The sequence below is a fragment of the Pseudomonas petrae genome (assembly GCF_021728295.1).
Classification (GTDB): domain Bacteria; phylum Pseudomonadota; class Gammaproteobacteria; order Pseudomonadales; family Pseudomonadaceae; genus Aquipseudomonas; species Aquipseudomonas petrae.
The window spans coordinates 259265-275636 of sequence record NZ_JAKJXE010000004.1 but is presented as its reverse complement, the minus strand read 5'-3'; the positions used below and the strand labels follow the sequence as shown (position 1 = coordinate 275636).

Genomic DNA, 16372 nt, shown 5'->3' with positions numbered 1-16372 from the left:
AAGAATGAACGATTGGAATGGGAGACGGCCATTAGCTTTGTTGTGTTCGTTGCATGCGTCAAAGACACAACTTTCTCCGTGGTCAGCCGCTTTCATAATCAGCGTCCATGATACTTGAGACTTTTGCACTGGCATTGTGTGAGGAGCATAGCGCTCCCTTAGAATTCTTTCTGTTCCTGTCATAGTCACGCGGCTTCACCTTTAGCGTTTAGCTTACCTTTCGCGATCAAGGAAGCTCGCAGTTGTTCACGACTGGCATGCAACTCGGCTCGCACTTTGTCAGCAAGGGCTTTCTGCGCCGCCTCCACTTTGGCAGCTTCTTTTCGAGCAGCAGCTTGCAGGGCGATATCAATTTGACGCTCGATTTCCTGCGCCTGAGCAGCCTCAAGGTCTTTGAGGTACTGCACTTTCATACCAGCGAAGATGTCGTTCAGGTCAGCCGCCTGCTGTTCTGCTGGCTTGCATACATGAATTTGGATTAACACAACCCCGCCAGCGGTGCCCACAAGGTGGAAGCTTTGGAGTGGTGATTCCATTGGGAGGGGCGTGTAACCTGCGGACAGAAGCTCATGGTATTTGTCTGCTGCCGATTGGCAACCTTCAATCATGAATTCGACAATGGCGCCCTTGGCGTTTAGGTGTTGTGGTTTCTCGATTGTTGCTTCGTAGAAGAATTTAGCTTGGTCGCACATACGGTCAAACGTGGCTTGACTGAAAATGTTTTGCATTGGTGTTGCAATGTCTTCGACAACAGGGTTTACGGTGGCATCTTTTGCAAGGGCGGCAGCGAATAGTGTGTCTTTCATGTTGGGTTTTCCTCTAAGGTTGTTATTTGCCTGAATGTAGGCAGAAATAGTGCGATATTTGATGTTTTGATGCTTGCTCTACTTGGCTCTCAGGGCGTATTTTGTTGCAAGTGGTACTATGGCCTACCTTGCATGTTTGAACGCCCTGTAGGGCCATTAAAATCCGTATAACCTGATGTATGCACGAGCAGCTACAATGCCCATGCCGATGGCGTCATGTAAGTCATACTCATTGGCGTCAGGGTGGTTGCGAATCCAAGCGAGGATGTATTCTTCTCGATCTTGAATTGAAACAACTTGTTCCGCTCTTGTACGTTGTGACTTTGCCTCTACCTTGCTTGCCTTGTCCTTCGACACTTGATCATTGATGTGAGCGGACTTCCTCATCAACTCACCAATGTCTAACAGCGTTTCGTGATTGCGGGACAAATGCTTGTCATAGGCAGCAAGGGATTGCTCGTTGGCAAGGACGAACATCTTTAGCGGCGTATCAACTGGCGTGTAACTTGTGGCTATCACCCCAACAACAAGATTGCTTGGGCGGTTTACGATGAAATAGTTGCTCATAGGTTTGTATCTCCATAGAAGTTCCTCCTTTTATGGGTTGAGGGGTTAGTGTTACGGCTTTAACGCTGTTGCCTGTTCAATCAACTCAGGCCCGAGCACCTCAATGATCGTTCGGCGTAAGCTCTCTTTATCGCTGGCTGGGTCAAGATCAACGAGTTTAACGGTGACTCTGCCGAACTGAAGCGTCAGCGTTGTTTCATCGTGTACGGTGGTCGCTTGGGATTCGCGATAGGCACGTTGGCGGCAAGCATTGGAACAGTGCTTCCGCTGACTACGGAAAGTTCCGTATCTGGCTCCACATGTTTCACAGAATTTATAAATCAAAGGCATAGGGTGTCCGTCTCCATAAGTTGGATGGCTGGGGTTGGGTGGTGGGTATGATTGTTACGGCGTTACATTAGAAATTCTAAGCAAAAAGAAAGACCACTTTGAGTGGCCTTAAAGCTCCAAATGCTGGAGTTACCTTCAGGAATTTGTACCCGATTAAAGTGCGGGTCACACTCGCTGAATTCGATCAAATGCCACAGCGGTAACATGGAACGGTGCTTGGAACACCTTTGATCTAACAGTAACCGGCCCAATCAAACTGCTGGTGATTGTCGAAGGCATCTGTACGCCTTGGCCTAACGAACGCCGAACGCATAGCTTGAGAAGAGGCAAGTGAGTGATGGTTCGGAGTTTGAATGCGGGTGTAACGGGGATGTTTCAGAGTTGTATTTATTTTTATCTTTCTTGTGGCTTATTGTAACATGCTTTTCCCTCCTTGCATAGTCTCATGTCGCATATATCGTATCCTTTGTCGCTTATGACGCTTGTATTTGCGGCTTGCTTATATTAATGCGATCAATTCAGAGCAGCTTCGGCGGACTGATCATTTCACCGGCTTTCGTTGTTGCCAGCTCATCTGCGGAAATACTTTCAGCTCTTACCGTTTCGGACCCGACTCCAGTTGCTGGGATTTGCATGATCGCCTCGATCATCGCGTTCAAGGGTAGACGGCTTCCATAAATGCCAAAAGTTACCGCTGAGTCTTCATGGCCCGCGATACGTTTTATCAAGGAGTCCTGTACGCCAGCGTCTCTCAAGTCATCAATCATGGTATGTCTGAAGCTGTGAAACGTTTTCTTCGGATCAGTGATGCCCTGCTTGGTCTTGTAACGTCCGAACCACTTTGACGGTGCGTGCCCCAGTTTGCCTCTGACAGGTTCAAGGTCTGGGAATAGCCGGTCTGAGCCTGACTTTCTCATCACCTCGACATGGTCAAGCAGGCCCAATTCGGTGAGTGCAGGATGCATCGGGAGTATGCGACGGCTGCTGCTGTTCTTAAGATTCTGTGATTCGTGACCGTCATCAATGCGGATGCACTGAATTCCTTGCAACGTAATGAAGTCAGCTACGTGCAACTGGCAAAGCTCTTCCAGCCGGGCGCCCGTGAACCTGCCAAGGAGCGGCAACCAGTATCGCCAAGGATGCTTGCGGGCTTCGGTCTTAAGTGCCACCAGACTGAGAAGGGCGGTTAGGTCATGCTGATCAAACGACAATCTTGCATCCTTCGCTGACCCAGTCATGACCTTGAGACCCATCAACGGATTCTCTGAAATGTATCCGTTTGACTTGCACCAGTTCATGAACGCCGAGAGCTTGCGTAGACGATTGTTCACAGTGACGGCTGTGATCGTCTTGTACGGGGCTCCAGATTCGATTACCTGAAGCAGCGTTTTACCTTTGAATTGGGGGAGCAGGGCGAAGTATTGCGGGCAACGGGATAGACGATCTTTCAGCAGCCGAGCTTGATGTCCATCGAATGTAACAGCAGGCATGTCGCCCATCAGCTCGAACAGGTCTCGTAATGAGCGTTCAACTTCGTGTGTGCTGACCTCACGCCACAATCCCCCTGCCTTGCCTTCCGTGACGTATTTTTTAGCGAGTTCACCGAGAGTCGGCCCAGTTTTCAAGCGATGCTTTGAGGGCTCTGCAATGCCGCTCACGGGTACAGACATTGTTGGTATCGAGCTAGCGTCACGCCACTGCGTACAGAGCGCATGCAGCATCTCAAGATCGACGGTAGGGTGTTCTGAGAGATGCTGATGAATCTTTTGAGCGAGTGATGCAGCAAGAAATGTCGCCGGTTGACGTCGTTGGATATTCAGACTTAAGCGTAATGTGTGACACCTTGGGAACAGGTGCTTGGGTAGCCGGAGATTCAGGTAGTAGAAGGCTCCGCGACGGATCAGGTATGCCATGTGTGTGACACCGATGTGTGACAGCAATGTGTGACAATGCTGGCTACACCCCCGGAGATTTCACCCGCCGTGCTACGTGTCCGCACGATAGATATCTTGCAACCTCATCAGCCTGAAACCCTTGCCCCATAAGGCCCGCAACGATTACCGAGCATGCTTGCATGCGATCTGGTCAGAGCCGGAAGGCAGCAGCCACAGCGGGAACATTGTGTGCCGGGGTGTGGCTGGTGGGGTTGCCTCCATAACGCCCCCCCCAGCTTCATCCTTTACCTCTCCGCTTAGCAGTTCCAACTTCATCACGCTCCACGCGGCGGTCAGCAGGATTGACGCTTGCGCTCTCTGATATTTCCATTTTTCTATGATCGTCTTTTCGACCCACCGCACACAGACCTGTATCGTGGTTGATTCAAAAATTGCTCAGGTTTTCCACCTGAATGAATTGAAGTGATTGGTCCCTAAGTCTTTGAGCTTGTTTTGCATTGAGTTTTAGGCAGTGCTGAATCGCGCTTTGTAGGACTGTGGTGGCGTCCGTGCAAGACGTCTCTGATTCTAAAGATTTCGCTCTGATTTTGAATTGCCAGCATGGATTGTTGCTACTACTCTGACTTTTCCGAGCAAGGAGCGAAATATGGAATTTCTAGCGAGAGTCAACGCGTTATCCGCCAAAATCCAGCAGCAATCTGCTGCTATTCAGACTGAGGAAGCAACCAAGACAGCGTTCGTGATGCCGTTCATCAATTCTGTACTTGGATATGATGTATTTGATCCGCTGGAAGTAGTCCCAGAGTACATCTGCGACGTTGGAACAAAAAAGGGAGAGAAAATCGATTACGCCATTATGAAAAATGGTGAGGTGCAAATCCTGATCGAATGCAAAAAAATCGGTGAACCCCTTCATATCAATCATGCCAGCCAGCTGTTTCGCTATTTCCACGTCACCAGTGCGCGAATTTCCATACTCACTAATGGGCGGGTCTACCGGTTTTATACCGACCTCGATGCGCCGAATAAAATGGATGACAAGCCGTTTCTGGAGCTGGATCTGCTCGATCTCGACGAACACGCGTTGCCCGAGCTGGAGAAGCTCACGAAGTCCGCTTTCGACGTCGACTCCATTATCAGCGCGGCTGGGGAGCTGAAGTACGTAGGCCAGATAAAAAGGGTGATAGCCGCTCAGTTCACCAAACCTGATGACGAGTTTGTTAAGTTTTTCGCGGCCCGTGTTTATGAAGGGATCATCACTCAAAAAGTTCGTGAACAATTCGCAGTGTTGACTCGAAAGGCTGCTGCACAGTTCTTGGGCGATCAAGTCAATGACCGCCTTAAGTCGGCCATCAGTGGTCCAATCCAGCCGACTTTCGCCATGGTCCCCGTTGATAGCAATCCAGCAGGCGAATCGGTCGAAGAGACAGAGGACGATCGTGTACAAACCACGCTTGAAGAGCTGGAAGGCTTCCACGTTGTTAAAGCAATCGTGAGATCGGTCGTTGACGCGAAACGTATTGTGCACCGGGACACACAGAGCTATTTCGGCATCCTGCTGGACGACAACAATCGGAAACCCATATGCCGGCTACATTTCAATCGGAGCCAAAAATACATAGGTATTTTTGATCGTGAGAAAAATGAAACCCGGCATGCAATTGATTCTGTCGACGATATATATAGCTTCTCCGACCACTTGAAGGGCGTGATTTCACACTACAGCTGATTAGGCTACTCGGTACAAACTGCCTGCGCTGGCACACGCCTGGGTGCGTTCCAGCGTGGACGGTGGGCGGAAGAAGTAGCGCCAGCGCGATGGTGACTCGTGTGGGCGCTCAGCATTACGCGTTACCCATGCAAGTGTCGAAATGCGCTCACAACTTGGTTCAGCTGCTTAGTCATGTGGATCTACCGGCTAACATCGTGCGTGTATGAAACAGGTCACCAGTCATGGCAAGACCTCTGTCGGCTAGAAAAACGCTGAGAGCTGGGTCGACCATCCTGTCGTTAACCAACGCTGAATCATAGAGTTAGTCGGTGCGAGGTCGTTGGCGACAACCGCGGCCTAGAATGGGCCACTCGCGAAGACGCCCATGACGCCAATCACTTGCACTGGCTGGACATCCGCCGCACGTTATCCCCCGCTCAGGAATCACAATGATGACAACCGACACCTCATCACCCCTCCATCCAACAGCCCCCGTCGAACTCGTACTCTTCGATCTGCTGACCGCTTTGCTGGACTCCTGGACACTGTGGAATTCAGTCGCCGATTCCGAAGCGCTTGGCCGCACCTGGCGTATGGCCTACCTAAAGGCGACCTACGGATGCGGCCGCTATCGCCCTTATGAAACGCTGGTGGAAGAAGCATCTATGGAAGTCGGTTTGGGCAATCACGCAGCGGCGGAACTTGATCGGCGTTTTGGGGAGTTGCAGCCGTGGCCGGAAGCAAAGGCGGTGCTCGAATCCCTGAAACCCCATTACAAGCTCGGTATCGTCACCAACTGTTCCGAGCGCCTCGGTCACATCGCTGCGGATGTGCTGGGTATCCCGTTTGACGTGGTGATTACCTCGGAGAAAGCCGGTTTCTATAAGCCGGACCCGGCGCCTTATCGTCTGGCGCTGGACACCTTGGGCGTCGATGCGAGCCATGCAGTGTTTGTGGCGGGTTCGGCCTATGACCTGTTCGGCACGGCCAAATGCGGGCTGCCGACAATCTGGCATAACCGTATCGGCCTGTCAGCACCCGAGGGGGCTCCAGCGCCGTTGATCACTCGCCCTACACTGGAAACCCTGGCTTCGGATCTGGCAGATATGTCGTCCTGGCGGTAGGCCAATTGCCCCGGCAGATTCAAATAAATCTGCCCTCCATTTGGATCAATACGATAGTCTTCGCACCATTGTCGATACGGACACCTGACTGGAACGCGATTGATGGCCCCTGATGACTATCTGGTAATGAGCAGCGCGGAGTGGGCGGGGCTGCGCGCCAGTACGCCATTGACGTTGTCCGAAGAAGACCTGGCCGCATTGCGAGGCGTGAACGAGGACATCTCGCTGGAGGATGTCGCCAACGTCTACCTGCCGTTGTCGCGCCTGATCAATCTGCACGTCAACGCTGCACGCAATCTCGACAGCATCAAGGACACTTTTCTCGGACGCCCCGCCAAACGCCAGACCTATGTGGTCGCGGTAGCGGGCAGCGTCGCGGTCGGCAAGAGCACTTTCGCCCGGGTGCTGCAGGCGCTGATGGCGCGCTGGCCGGATCATCCCCGGGTTGATCTGATCACCACCGACGGCTTTCTCCACCCCAATGCCCGGCTCGTCGCCGACGGCATCATGCACCGCAAGGGCTTTCCGGAAAGCTACGATCGCAAGCGCATGGTCAAGTTTCTTTCGGACCTCAAGGCCGGCACGCCGGAAATCACTGCCCCGGTCTATTCCCACATCAGCTACGACATCGTTCCGGACCAGTTCTTCAAGGTCAGCCAGCCCGACATCCTGATTTTCGAAGGGCTGAACGTGTTGCAGACAGAGGGCAACGACGGGCAGAAGCCGGGCAGCATCGTCTCGGACTTCTTCGATTTTTCTATCTATCTGGACGCCGAAGAGGGTGACATCGAGCGCTGGTACGTCGAGCGCTTCCTGATGCTGCAACGCACCGCGTTTCGCGCGCGAGGTGCCTATTTCCGTGAACTGGCCGACCTGCCGCCGGAGAAATCCCCGGACGCCGCGCGCAAGATCTGGCACGACATCAACCGGCCCAATCTGCTGGAAAACATTCTGCCGACCCGTGAACGCGCCAGCCTTGTGGTGCGTAAGGCGTCGGATCATTCGGTGAAGGAATTGTGGCTACGCTGATGGGTAAATCGATCGCGGGCGTGTCGGCGTTATTCGCGCTATGCGTCAGCGTTGGCGCTCTGGCGGACGGCAACAAGTTGCTGCTCGAATGCCAGGATGGCATCAACAGCATGAGCGGCGCCGTGGCGCAGAACGGCGTGGGTGTCGGGCATTGCGTGGGGGTGCTGCAAGCGACGATGGACACCCTGGACCTGTTCCACGAGGCGGGCGGATTGCCCCGGCTGGTGTGCGTGCCCGAAGGCGGCATTCCGATGATTCAGTCAATGCGCATCATTGTGCAGTCCTTGCAGGCGCATCCCGAGAGTCTGCATCTGAACGAATCCGTCCTGGTTGTCGCGGCGTTGAAAAACGCCTTTCCCTGTCAGTAGCTCCTGGGTTTTACGCTAGCCTGTTGCTTGATCCAGAACTGATTATCCAGGTCGACCCGTGCCGCCGCGCCTGCGACGGCCTTCAGCAAGGATGCCGACGATGCGTGTCAATGCGTTGATTGTGCTGTTACTCACGGGGCTCGTGGCTGCCACTTACGGCTTCGGGATCTACCTCTTTGCCCAACTGGTGCCGGACATGCGCGCCAGCCTGGGCTTCGACATCGCTTACGTGGGCACCATCACCGCAGCGGGGCAGGCGGGGTTTCTCGCCAGTGCGTTATTGGCGGCATGGCTGACGCCCCGTCTTGGCGGCGGCTGGGTGATCTTCGGATCGGGCGCCGTATGCGCGTTGGCCTTGCTGCTCATGCCCCTGGCGCAGAACGTGGTGCTGATCGGTCTGCTGCTGACGATTCTGGCTGGCACGGCGGCGACAGTGTTCGTGCCGATGGTCGACGTGATCGCGCGCGCCGTTCCCTATAAATACCGCGGCATGGCCATGGGGTTGGTGTCGAGCGGCACCAGTTACGGCGTGTTCATCAACAGCCTGTTGGTGCCGTTTTATGCGCCCCAGGGCGAGTGGCGCACGGTGTGGTGGATCGTCGGGCTGATCACCGTTGTGCTGGTCGCCGGCGTGTTTCTGGTGTTCAAGCGCGCGCGGTTGTTCGGTCGTGAAGGCGAGGACGGCAATGATGGCGCCCCGCGCAAAGGCGTACTGCGTGAGGCGCTGCAGGGCTGGGTGTACACAGTCTGGTCGATGAATTTTCTGATCGGCTTCTCGACCTTTCCGTTTCAGAACTACCTGTCATCCTACTTGCGTACGGAGCTGCATTTCGGCGTCGAGTACACCGCGCAGATCTGGGCCAGTATCGGCTTCGTCGGCATGTTCAGCGGCCTGGCGCTCGGCGCATTGTCGGACCGCATCGGCCTGCGTGCGGCGATGCTGATGGTGTACGTCTGCGTGGCGACGGCAGCGTTGATTCTGGTCGTCGTGCCGACCGGCTACTGGCCGCTGGTGGCAGGCGTCGTGTTCGCCGTGGCGTTCTACCCGATCTTCGGACTGATCCCGGCATACGTGTCGAAGATGGCGAGCAGCGTGGCGCTGGCCGTGACCATCTTCGGCATCGCCAACATCATGCAGGGCGTCGGCGGCATGCTCGGCAATTACTGCGCCGGGCTGCTGGCGAGCGTGAGCGGTTCGTTCATTGCCGTGTACGGAGTGATCGCAGGGGTCGCGGTTGTGCTGGCGGTGTTGACCGTTTGCTTGCCGAACGAGCGCGGCACCGGGCAGGCGGGAGCACGAACATGAGTAGAGGGGACCTACGAGTCCGTAGGGGTCGGCTTGCTGGCGAAAGCAGTCTGTCTGGCGATACCTGCGTGTCTGATCCACCGCATTCGCCAGCAAGCCGGCTCACAGAGTATGAGTACGCCGAACATTGCAGATGTTGCGGAGATCAACTGTAGGAGCGCGCTTGCCCGCGAAAAATATCAGCCCGCGACATCCATGCGCCTGATCCACCGCATTCGCGGGCAAGCGCGCTCCTACAGGGTGTTGTGTACCGTCATCGAAGGTGTGCCGAAGCGGATTCGCCCCGCTCTATACCGGAAACTGCAACGCATTGCTCAGATCACCCATCGGCGCCTGACCCCGTGCGGCCATGGCGTTGTCGCGCTCGGTCAATCCGTCCAGCTTCTCCAGCCCATGCACACGCGTAATCAGACGCAGGATCGAGGCGGTGTCGTAGACCGTGTGGTCGACCGTGCCCTTGCGCGCGAACGGTGAAATGACGATCGCCGGCACCCGCGTGCCCGGTCCCCAGCGGTCGCCCTTCGGCGGCGCAACGTGGTCCCACCAGCCGCCGTTTTCATCAACAGTGATGACAATCACCATGTTCTTCCACTGCGGGCTGTTGCGCAGCACTTTGATCGCGCGATCGATGTGTCGGTCGCCGGCGGCAACGTCGGCGTAACCGGCGTGCATGTTGAGGTTGCCCTGGGGTTTGTAGAAGGTCACCGCAGGCAGCTTGCCGGCCTCGGCGTCGGCCAGGAATTTATTTGTGCTCGATTCATCCCCCAGACCGCCGTCGCGCAGGCGCTTCTTACGCTCGGATGGGTTGTCCGGGCCCTGCTGCTTGAAGTAGTTGAGCGGCTGGTGGTGGTACTGAAAGTTCGGGATCTTCGGGATGCCGGTCGAGTCCTTGTACTCGTCCAGCGTCACCTGCCAGGCGCCGGCGTACCAGGCCCAGTCGATGTTCTTTTTTGAGAGCTTGTCGCCAATGTGGTCGTGGGTTTGCGGCACCAGCACGTTGGCCAGGCCTGGCTGCGAGTAGTCAGGTTTTTCCTTATCGCGCAGCCACGTCGGCCAGTAGGGCGGAGCCATGGTGTTGACGCCGTAGCCGTCCGGCGTCAGCGCGCTCGGGCCGAATTGCGGCGGGCCGGTCATTGCGCTGGCCGGTGATTTCTCCAGCGGCTTGAGCCGGTAGTCGAGCGGGTCGCTGCTTTCCAGCACGGCGATCTGCGACTTGGCCGGGGAGTTAGCCGCGTCCGGGTAGAAGGGCGCTCTGGCCGCAACCAGGTATTGATGATTGAGAAACGAGCCACCGAAAGCGCCCTGGAAGAAGTTGTCACAGAGCACGAATTCTTTGGCGACGTCCCACAAGCGCAGGGAATATTGGGTCTGGGCGTAGTAACCCATGGTCAGCCCGCCGGAGTCTGCCCAGGCAACGAAAGCGTCGTTCTTGCCGCCGTTGATCTGCATCTGGTTTTGATAGAACACGTGCCACAGGTCGCGGGTAACGACGCTCAGTGGCAGGTCTTCGCCGCTTGGGCTCTTGAGGGGGAAGGGCGCATTGGGCAGGTTTTCCTGGTACTGCACGCCTGTGGCGTAGGTCACGCCGTCGACGCTTTGCGGGCCGATCTGGCAAACGCCACCCCAGCACTGCGGCAGGGTGTCGAGAACCTTGCCGTCGCGGTCGCGCTGGCGATATTCGCCGGCTTTTACCGCTGAGAGCGGGTGCTCGAGGCCGGGGAAGTTGGCGAACAGGTTATTGAAACTGCGGTTTTCGCCGTAGATGACCACGATGGTTTTGACGTTGTCCTGCAGCGCTTTGTCCAGCGCCGGGCCGGTCAGCATGGTATCCGCCGTGGGCTTGGCTTCAACGGTTGCTTCGGCAGCGCCCACTACACCGCTGAGGGTCGCGCCGGCGCCCAGTACGGCAACGCCACCGAGAAAGCGTCGACGGCTGCCATCCATCGGCGCCTGGGGGGTCGAAGCCTGAGCTGGATCTTCCGGTTTCTTGGTCATGGCGCGCGCTCGCAGGTCGAGTTGTTACAACTTATTTCGACGGAGACTAGCGGGCGAATATGACGGGATTGCTACAGCGGTGGGCATGCACCCAGTGGGACTGGCCTTGGCCGGGAAGAGGCCAGCGCAGGCAACATTTATTTGCGGCGTGACGCCTGATGCCTTCCCGGCTGAAGCCGGTCCTACAGTCGGCGTCAGTCCTACCGAATGGGCGCGGTCTTTTAGTGGGACCGGCTTCAGGCGGGAAGGGGCCGCGCAGGCGACATCAAATTTGCAGCGTGACCCATGACGGCTTCCCGGCTAAAGCCGGTCCTACAGGGAAGAGGCCAACGCGTCCGATAGGCAATTTGCGGTGTGACGCCTAATGCCTTCCCGGCTAAAGCCGGTCCCACAATCGAAAAAGGAGCGCAGCCTCAATACGGATCCGTCGCATTACCCGAATGCACCTGATACCGCTCGGCAATCCGCTCGATCTCTCCGGACATCTTCATCCTCAGCAGCGTGCGCATGATGCGTTGCGCCGGCACGCTCGGGTCGTTGCGGGCGACGCAGCCCACCGGCTGTTCATCGATGACCCACACGGGCCTGAGTTTCTCGTCGGCTTTCTGGTCGCGGTTGTACCAGTCCAGCGACCACTGAGTATCCACGGCGTATCGGTAGCGGTGGGCCGAGAGCTTTTGCAGAACCTGTTCCTGTAGTCTGGCGTCTTCGCGGATCAAATCGCCCGTGGCGAACAGTGGGTCCAGCACCGGGTAGGCATAGCCCAGCACGGTGCCGATGTGGTCGCCGAGAATCGCGCTCAACTGAAAGGGCGCGGTGTCGTAGGCGCTGCCGACCAGCACATTGCGCTGGGTCAGCAGCGGCAGGCTCCAGGTGTAGTCGCCCGACATGTCCGGCAACCAGGACTGCGTGGCGTAGCAGCGTACATCGACTTCACCGCGCTCGGTCGCCGCCTGCATCCGAAGCCGTGGATACACGCGATACTCGGCGGTCTGGCCAATCTGTCGGGCCAGGCTTTCCATGATGTCGAAAAGAATGCCGGCCTCGGGCCCGTTGGGGCCCACCTGCATCAGAGGCATCGACCAACTGTCGGCCACGGCGAAACGCAGGGGCGGATCTTGCGCCGCAGCAGACGCGCTCAACAACCCCAAGGTACTCATCACCCACACTCGCATCCGGATCCCTCGAAATAACAGCGCGACGCTTGGGCCTGCTGTCCCTTCGCGGAGTCCAGTCGCGGACCCGTCCTGCGGAGTCAGGCCAGCCATAATAAAGCGATAAGCATCGGACACCAGATGCAATTTTGCCCCTGCTCCGCTAGCATTGGCGGTCTTCCGCAACCCAGTCGCGACGGTTTTCAATGAGTTATCAGGTTCTTGCACGTAAATGGCGTCCGCGCTCGTTCCGCGAAATGGTCGGCCAGACCCATGTGCTCAAGGCCTTGATCAACGCGCTGGACAGCCAGCGCCTGCACCACGCCTATTTATTCACCGGTACGCGGGGGGTCGGCAAGACCACCATCGCGCGGATCATCGCCAAGTGCCTTAACTGTGAAACCGGTATCACGTCAACGCCCTGCGGCGAATGCTCGGTGTGCCGCGAGATTGACGAGGGCCGCTTTGTCGACCTGATCGAGATCGACGCCGCCAGCCGCACCAAGGTCGAAGACACCCGCGAGCTGCTCGACAACGTGCAATACGCGCCCAGTCGCGGCCGCTTCAAGGTCTACCTGATCGACGAAGTGCACATGCTTTCCAGCCACTCGTTCAATGCCTTGCTCAAAACGCTGGAAGAGCCGCCGCCCTACGTCAAGTTCATCCTCGCCACCACGGATCCGCAAAAGCTGCCGGCGACCATTCTGTCGCGCTGCCTGCAGTTCTCCCTGAAAAACATGACGCCTGAGCGCGTGGTTGAGCACCTGACCCACGTGTTGGGCGCGGAAAACATTCCGTTCGAAGACGACGCGCTTTGGCTGCTGGGTCGCGCGGCTGACGGCTCGATGCGTGACGCCATGAGCCTCACTGATCAGGCGATTGCCTTTGGCGAAGGCAAAGTGTTGGCGTCAGATGTGCGCGCCATGCTCGGTACGCTGGATCATGGCCAGGTGTTCGACGTGCTTGCGGCGTTGATCGAGGGCGATGCCCGCTCGTTGCTTGAAGCCGTGCGCCATCTGGCCGAACAGGGCCCTGACTGGAGCGGCGTGCTGTCGGAGATTCTGAACGTATTGCACCGGGTCGCCATCGCCCAGGCGCTGCCTGAAGGCGTGGATAACGGCCACGGCAATCGGGATCGCGTGCTGGCCTTGGCCCAGGCGTTGCCCGCCGAAGACGTGCAGTTCTACTACCAGATGGGGCTGATCGGTCGCCGCGATCTGCCGCTGGCGCCGGACCCCCGTGGGGGTTTCGAGATGGTGCTGCTGCGCATGTTGGCGTTCCGGCCGGCAGATGCCGACAACGCGCCGACGCAGCCGTTAAAGTCAGTGGGGATCAACCCGGCCACGGTTGATTCCCGGACAGCGGTGGCGAGTTCAGCATCCGCAGCATCCCGGCCCCAGACCGCACCGGCGCCGGTCATCGACACGCCGGCGCCTGTCGCGGCGCCCGAGCCTCAACCTGTGGCGGCAAAAGCTGAGGAAGAGATCGATCTGCCGTGGAACGAGCAAAAAGTCGCGCCGCCAGCCAATGCTGCCGAACCCGAACCCGAACCCGAACCCGAACCCGAACCCGAACCCGAACCCGAACCCGAGCCCGAACCTGAACCAGAGCCGTCCGCACAGCCCGCGTCCGTTGCCGAGATTCCCGAGCCCGTCCTCGACACCGTCGCCGAGCAGCCGGATCTGACGCCAATGCCGGCGCCGGCCCCCGCGAGCCCTGTGCCGGACGCGCCCGAAGTCGCATCGTCAGAACAGCTGCAAGCCGCCGCCGAGGCGGTGACGCCGCAGATGATCGAGCACGTGCCCGACGCCGCACCTTACGTGCCGGCACCGATGGAGCGCGACGACGAGCCGCCCCCCGATGACGACTACAACGAGCCGGACATCGACATCGATCCAGCGTCGTTCGCTTATCTCGATGACCTTGCCCACGAAGCCGTCGAAGCGGTAGAGAAGGAGCCCGAGCTGCTGCCAGCCTCCAAGCCTGCCACCGGGCTGGCGGCGGACTGGCTTGAGCTGTTCCCGAAACTGCCGATCTCCGGCATGACCGGCAGCATCGCCGCCAACTGCACGCTGATTTCGGTCGAGGGCGACAACTGGCTGCTGCACCTTGATCCGGCCCACAGCGCGCTGTTCAATTCGACGCAGCAGCGCCGCTTGAACGACGCGCTGAACCAATACCATGAACGCACCCTCAACCTGAGTATCGAACTGATCAAGCCCGAGCAGGAAACCCCGGCTCAGGCAGCGGCGCGCCGGCGTGCCGATCGGCAGAAGCAGGCCGAGGCGGCGATTCACGGCGATCCGTTCATCCAGCAGATGATGCAGCAGTTCGGTGCGTCGATCCGCGAGGATACGATTGCGCCGGTGGATGCGCCGGCACAGGCGCCGGTTTAAGCGCCGATTTAGACCCACTGATTTCCGGGGGCGCTAAGCTGATGGGGCGCTCCGTATTGTTCAACGACTTTCTATCCAATGACTTCCGAGGAGAAACTCCCATGATGAAAGGTGGCATGGCAGGCCTGATGAAGCAGGCTCAGCAGATGCAGGAAAAAATGGCCAAGATGCAGGAAGAACTGGCCAACGCTGAAGTGACCGGCCAATCCGGCGCCGGTCTGGTCAGCGTAGTCATGACCGGGCGTCACGACGTCAAGCGCGTCAGCCTGGACGACAGCCTGATGCAAGAAGAGAAGGAAATTCTGGAAGACCTGATCGCTGCCGCCGTCAACGACGCTGTGCGCAAGATCGAAGCAGCCAGCCAGGAAAAGACCGCCAGCATGACCGCCGGCATGCAGCTGCCGCCGGGCATGAAAATGCCGTTCTGACCGGACGGCTGTTGCGACACCCGAATGCCAGGCCCTCGTGCCTGGCATTTTTGTGTGGGGACGGCGCCAAGTTCGCCCCGCATTACGCGCGCCATATGGAACCCCACATCCGACCGAACCCGTCCGGCTGCCCACGGTCTGCTTTCTATACCTTCGCAACCCTTCATCATGGAGCTCATTCCGATGACGCAAGAATTGATCCTCAACCAGCGTGTCGTCCTGGCGTCCCGTCCCCAGGGCGCACCGACCCCTGAAAACTTCCGACTCGAGCGTGAGGCACTGCCGGACCTGCAAGACGGCCAGGTGCAGTTGCGCACGCTCTATCTGTCCCTCGATCCCTACATGCGCGGCCGCATGAGCGACGCCCCGTCCTACGCGGCACCGGTGGAAATCGACGCGGTCATGGAGGGCGGCGCGGTCAGCGTGGTCGAGCAGTCGCGCAACCCCAAATTCAAGGAAGGCGATCTGGTAGTCGGTCAGACCGGCTGGCAGACCCACAGCATTTCCGACGGCAGCAACCTGTTGATGGCGCCGAAAGATCTGCCCAGCCCTTCAATGGCAGTGGGCGTGCTCGGCATGCCAGGCATCACCGGTTACATGGGCTTGATGGACATCGGCAAACCGAAAGCGGGCGAGACTCTGGTCGTGGCGGCGGCTTCCGGTGCGGTCGGCTCTGTGGTCGGTCAAGTGGCCAAGCTCAATGGCCTGCGGGTGGTGGGTGTTGCCGGTGGCGAAGACAAATGCCGTTACGTGGTTGACGAGCTGGGCTTTGACGCTTGCATCGATCACCGCAGTGACGACTTCGCCGAGCAGCTGAAAGCGGCCGTTCCGGACGGCATCGACATCTATTTCGAACTGGTCGGCGGCAAGGTGCTGGAAGCGGTCATACCGCTGCTCAATCAGCGCGCGCGGGTGCCACTGTGCGGACTGATCGCCCACTACAATGCGCAAAGCCAGCCAGAAGGGCCGAATCATTTGCCGCTGCTGATGCGCACGCTGTTGACCAAGCGCGCGAAGATTCAGGGATTCATCGTCTACGAAGAGTATTACCACCGCCTGGAAGAATTCATGCAGGCCATGATTCCGCTGGTGAAAGACGGCAAGGTGAAATTCCGCGAAGATGTGGTAGAAGGCCTGGAGCACGCGCCGGACGCGTTCATTGGTCTGCTCGAAGGCAAGAACTTCGGCAAGCTGGTGGTCAAGGTCTCATGACCCTGATTTGACGGTGATCGGAGGCGCGGGTATAAACCGCGTCTCGTGTTT

Annotated in this window: 14 protein-coding genes; 8 read left to right on the top strand and 6 right to left on the bottom strand. The window is 57.9% G+C overall.

Going from position 1 to position 16372, the window contains the following annotated elements; genetic code table 11:
- Positions 1-185: 185 nt before the first annotated feature.
- The 4 genes from L4G42_RS08940 to L4G42_RS08925 form a co-directional block, all read right to left on the bottom strand.
- Positions 186-806, bottom strand: coding sequence for a hypothetical protein (locus L4G42_RS08940; RefSeq protein WP_237251430.1), 621 nt, complete (start codon positions 804-806; stop codon positions 186-188).
- Between the two features lie 156 nt (positions 807-962).
- Positions 963-1373, bottom strand: a complete 411-nt coding sequence (locus L4G42_RS08935) for a hypothetical protein (RefSeq protein WP_237259695.1) — start codon at positions 1371-1373, stop codon at positions 963-965.
- 51 nt (positions 1374-1424) lie between these two features.
- On the bottom strand, positions 1425-1703 hold the full coding sequence (locus tag L4G42_RS08930) for a hypothetical protein (RefSeq protein ID WP_237251428.1): 279 nt from the start codon (positions 1701-1703) through the stop codon (positions 1425-1427).
- Positions 1704-2221: 518 nt separating this feature from the next.
- Positions 2222-3616 (bottom strand): site-specific integrase, encoded by a 1395-nt coding sequence (locus tag L4G42_RS08925; RefSeq protein WP_237251427.1) that lies wholly within the window; start codon positions 3614-3616, stop codon positions 2222-2224.
- Positions 3617-4244: 628 nt separating this feature from the next.
- Between L4G42_RS08925 and L4G42_RS08920 the strand changes: the two genes are divergently transcribed.
- The 5 genes from L4G42_RS08920 to L4G42_RS08900 all read left to right on the top strand — a co-directional run bounded on the left by L4G42_RS08920 (position 4245) and on the right by L4G42_RS08900 (position 9136).
- Positions 4245-5327 (top strand): type I restriction endonuclease, encoded by a 1083-nt coding sequence (locus tag L4G42_RS08920; protein ID WP_237251426.1) that lies wholly within the window; start codon positions 4245-4247, stop codon positions 5325-5327.
- Positions 5328-5758: 431 nt separating this feature from the next.
- A complete protein-coding gene (locus L4G42_RS08915) occupies positions 5759-6433 on the top strand; it encodes an HAD-IA family hydrolase (RefSeq protein WP_237259694.1) in 675 nt (224 codons plus the stop codon).
- Between the two features lie 102 nt (positions 6434-6535).
- Positions 6536-7462 (top strand): type I pantothenate kinase, encoded by a 927-nt coding sequence (gene coaA, locus L4G42_RS08910; RefSeq protein ID WP_237251424.1) that lies wholly within the window; start codon positions 6536-6538, stop codon positions 7460-7462.
- A complete protein-coding gene (locus L4G42_RS08905; protein WP_237251423.1) occupies positions 7462-7830 on the top strand; it encodes a Rap1a/Tai family immunity protein in 369 nt (122 codons plus the stop codon). The genes coaA and L4G42_RS08905 overlap by 1 nt, the downstream gene beginning before the upstream one ends.
- A gap of 100 nt (positions 7831-7930) precedes the next feature.
- Positions 7931-9136 (top strand): MFS transporter, encoded by a 1206-nt coding sequence (locus L4G42_RS08900; RefSeq protein WP_237251422.1) that lies wholly within the window; start codon positions 7931-7933, stop codon positions 9134-9136.
- A gap of 288 nt (positions 9137-9424) precedes the next feature.
- Here the strand turns inward: L4G42_RS08900 and acpA are convergent, their stop codons facing one another.
- Together acpA and L4G42_RS08890 are read right to left on the bottom strand one after the other, a co-directional pair.
- Positions 9425-11131 carry an acid phosphatase gene (acpA, locus tag L4G42_RS08895; protein ID WP_419789357.1) on the bottom strand — a complete coding sequence of 569 codons (1707 nt, stop codon included), beginning with the start codon at positions 11129-11131 and terminating at the stop codon, positions 9425-9427.
- Positions 11132-11544: 413 nt separating this feature from the next.
- The gene (locus L4G42_RS08890; RefSeq protein ID WP_419789356.1) at positions 11545-12291 is read right to left on the bottom strand and encodes a substrate-binding periplasmic protein; all 747 of its coding nucleotides are present in this window, start codon (positions 12289-12291) and stop codon (positions 11545-11547) included.
- A 200-nt stretch (positions 12292-12491) separates the two neighbouring features.
- Between L4G42_RS08890 and dnaX the strand changes: the two genes are divergently transcribed.
- The 3 genes from dnaX (at position 12492) to L4G42_RS08875 (ending at position 16321) form a co-directional block, all read left to right on the top strand.
- Entirely contained in the window at positions 12492-14681 is a 2190-nt protein-coding gene (dnaX, locus tag L4G42_RS08885) for a DNA polymerase III subunit gamma/tau (RefSeq protein WP_237260767.1), read from the top strand.
- Between the two features lie 101 nt (positions 14682-14782).
- Entirely contained in the window at positions 14783-15109 is a 327-nt protein-coding gene (locus tag L4G42_RS08880) for a YbaB/EbfC family nucleoid-associated protein (protein WP_065988699.1), read from the top strand.
- Between the two features lie 183 nt (positions 15110-15292).
- Positions 15293-16321, top strand: coding sequence for an NADP-dependent oxidoreductase (locus tag L4G42_RS08875; RefSeq protein ID WP_237251419.1), 1029 nt, complete (start codon positions 15293-15295; stop codon positions 16319-16321).
- Positions 16322-16372 lie beyond the last annotated feature (51 nt).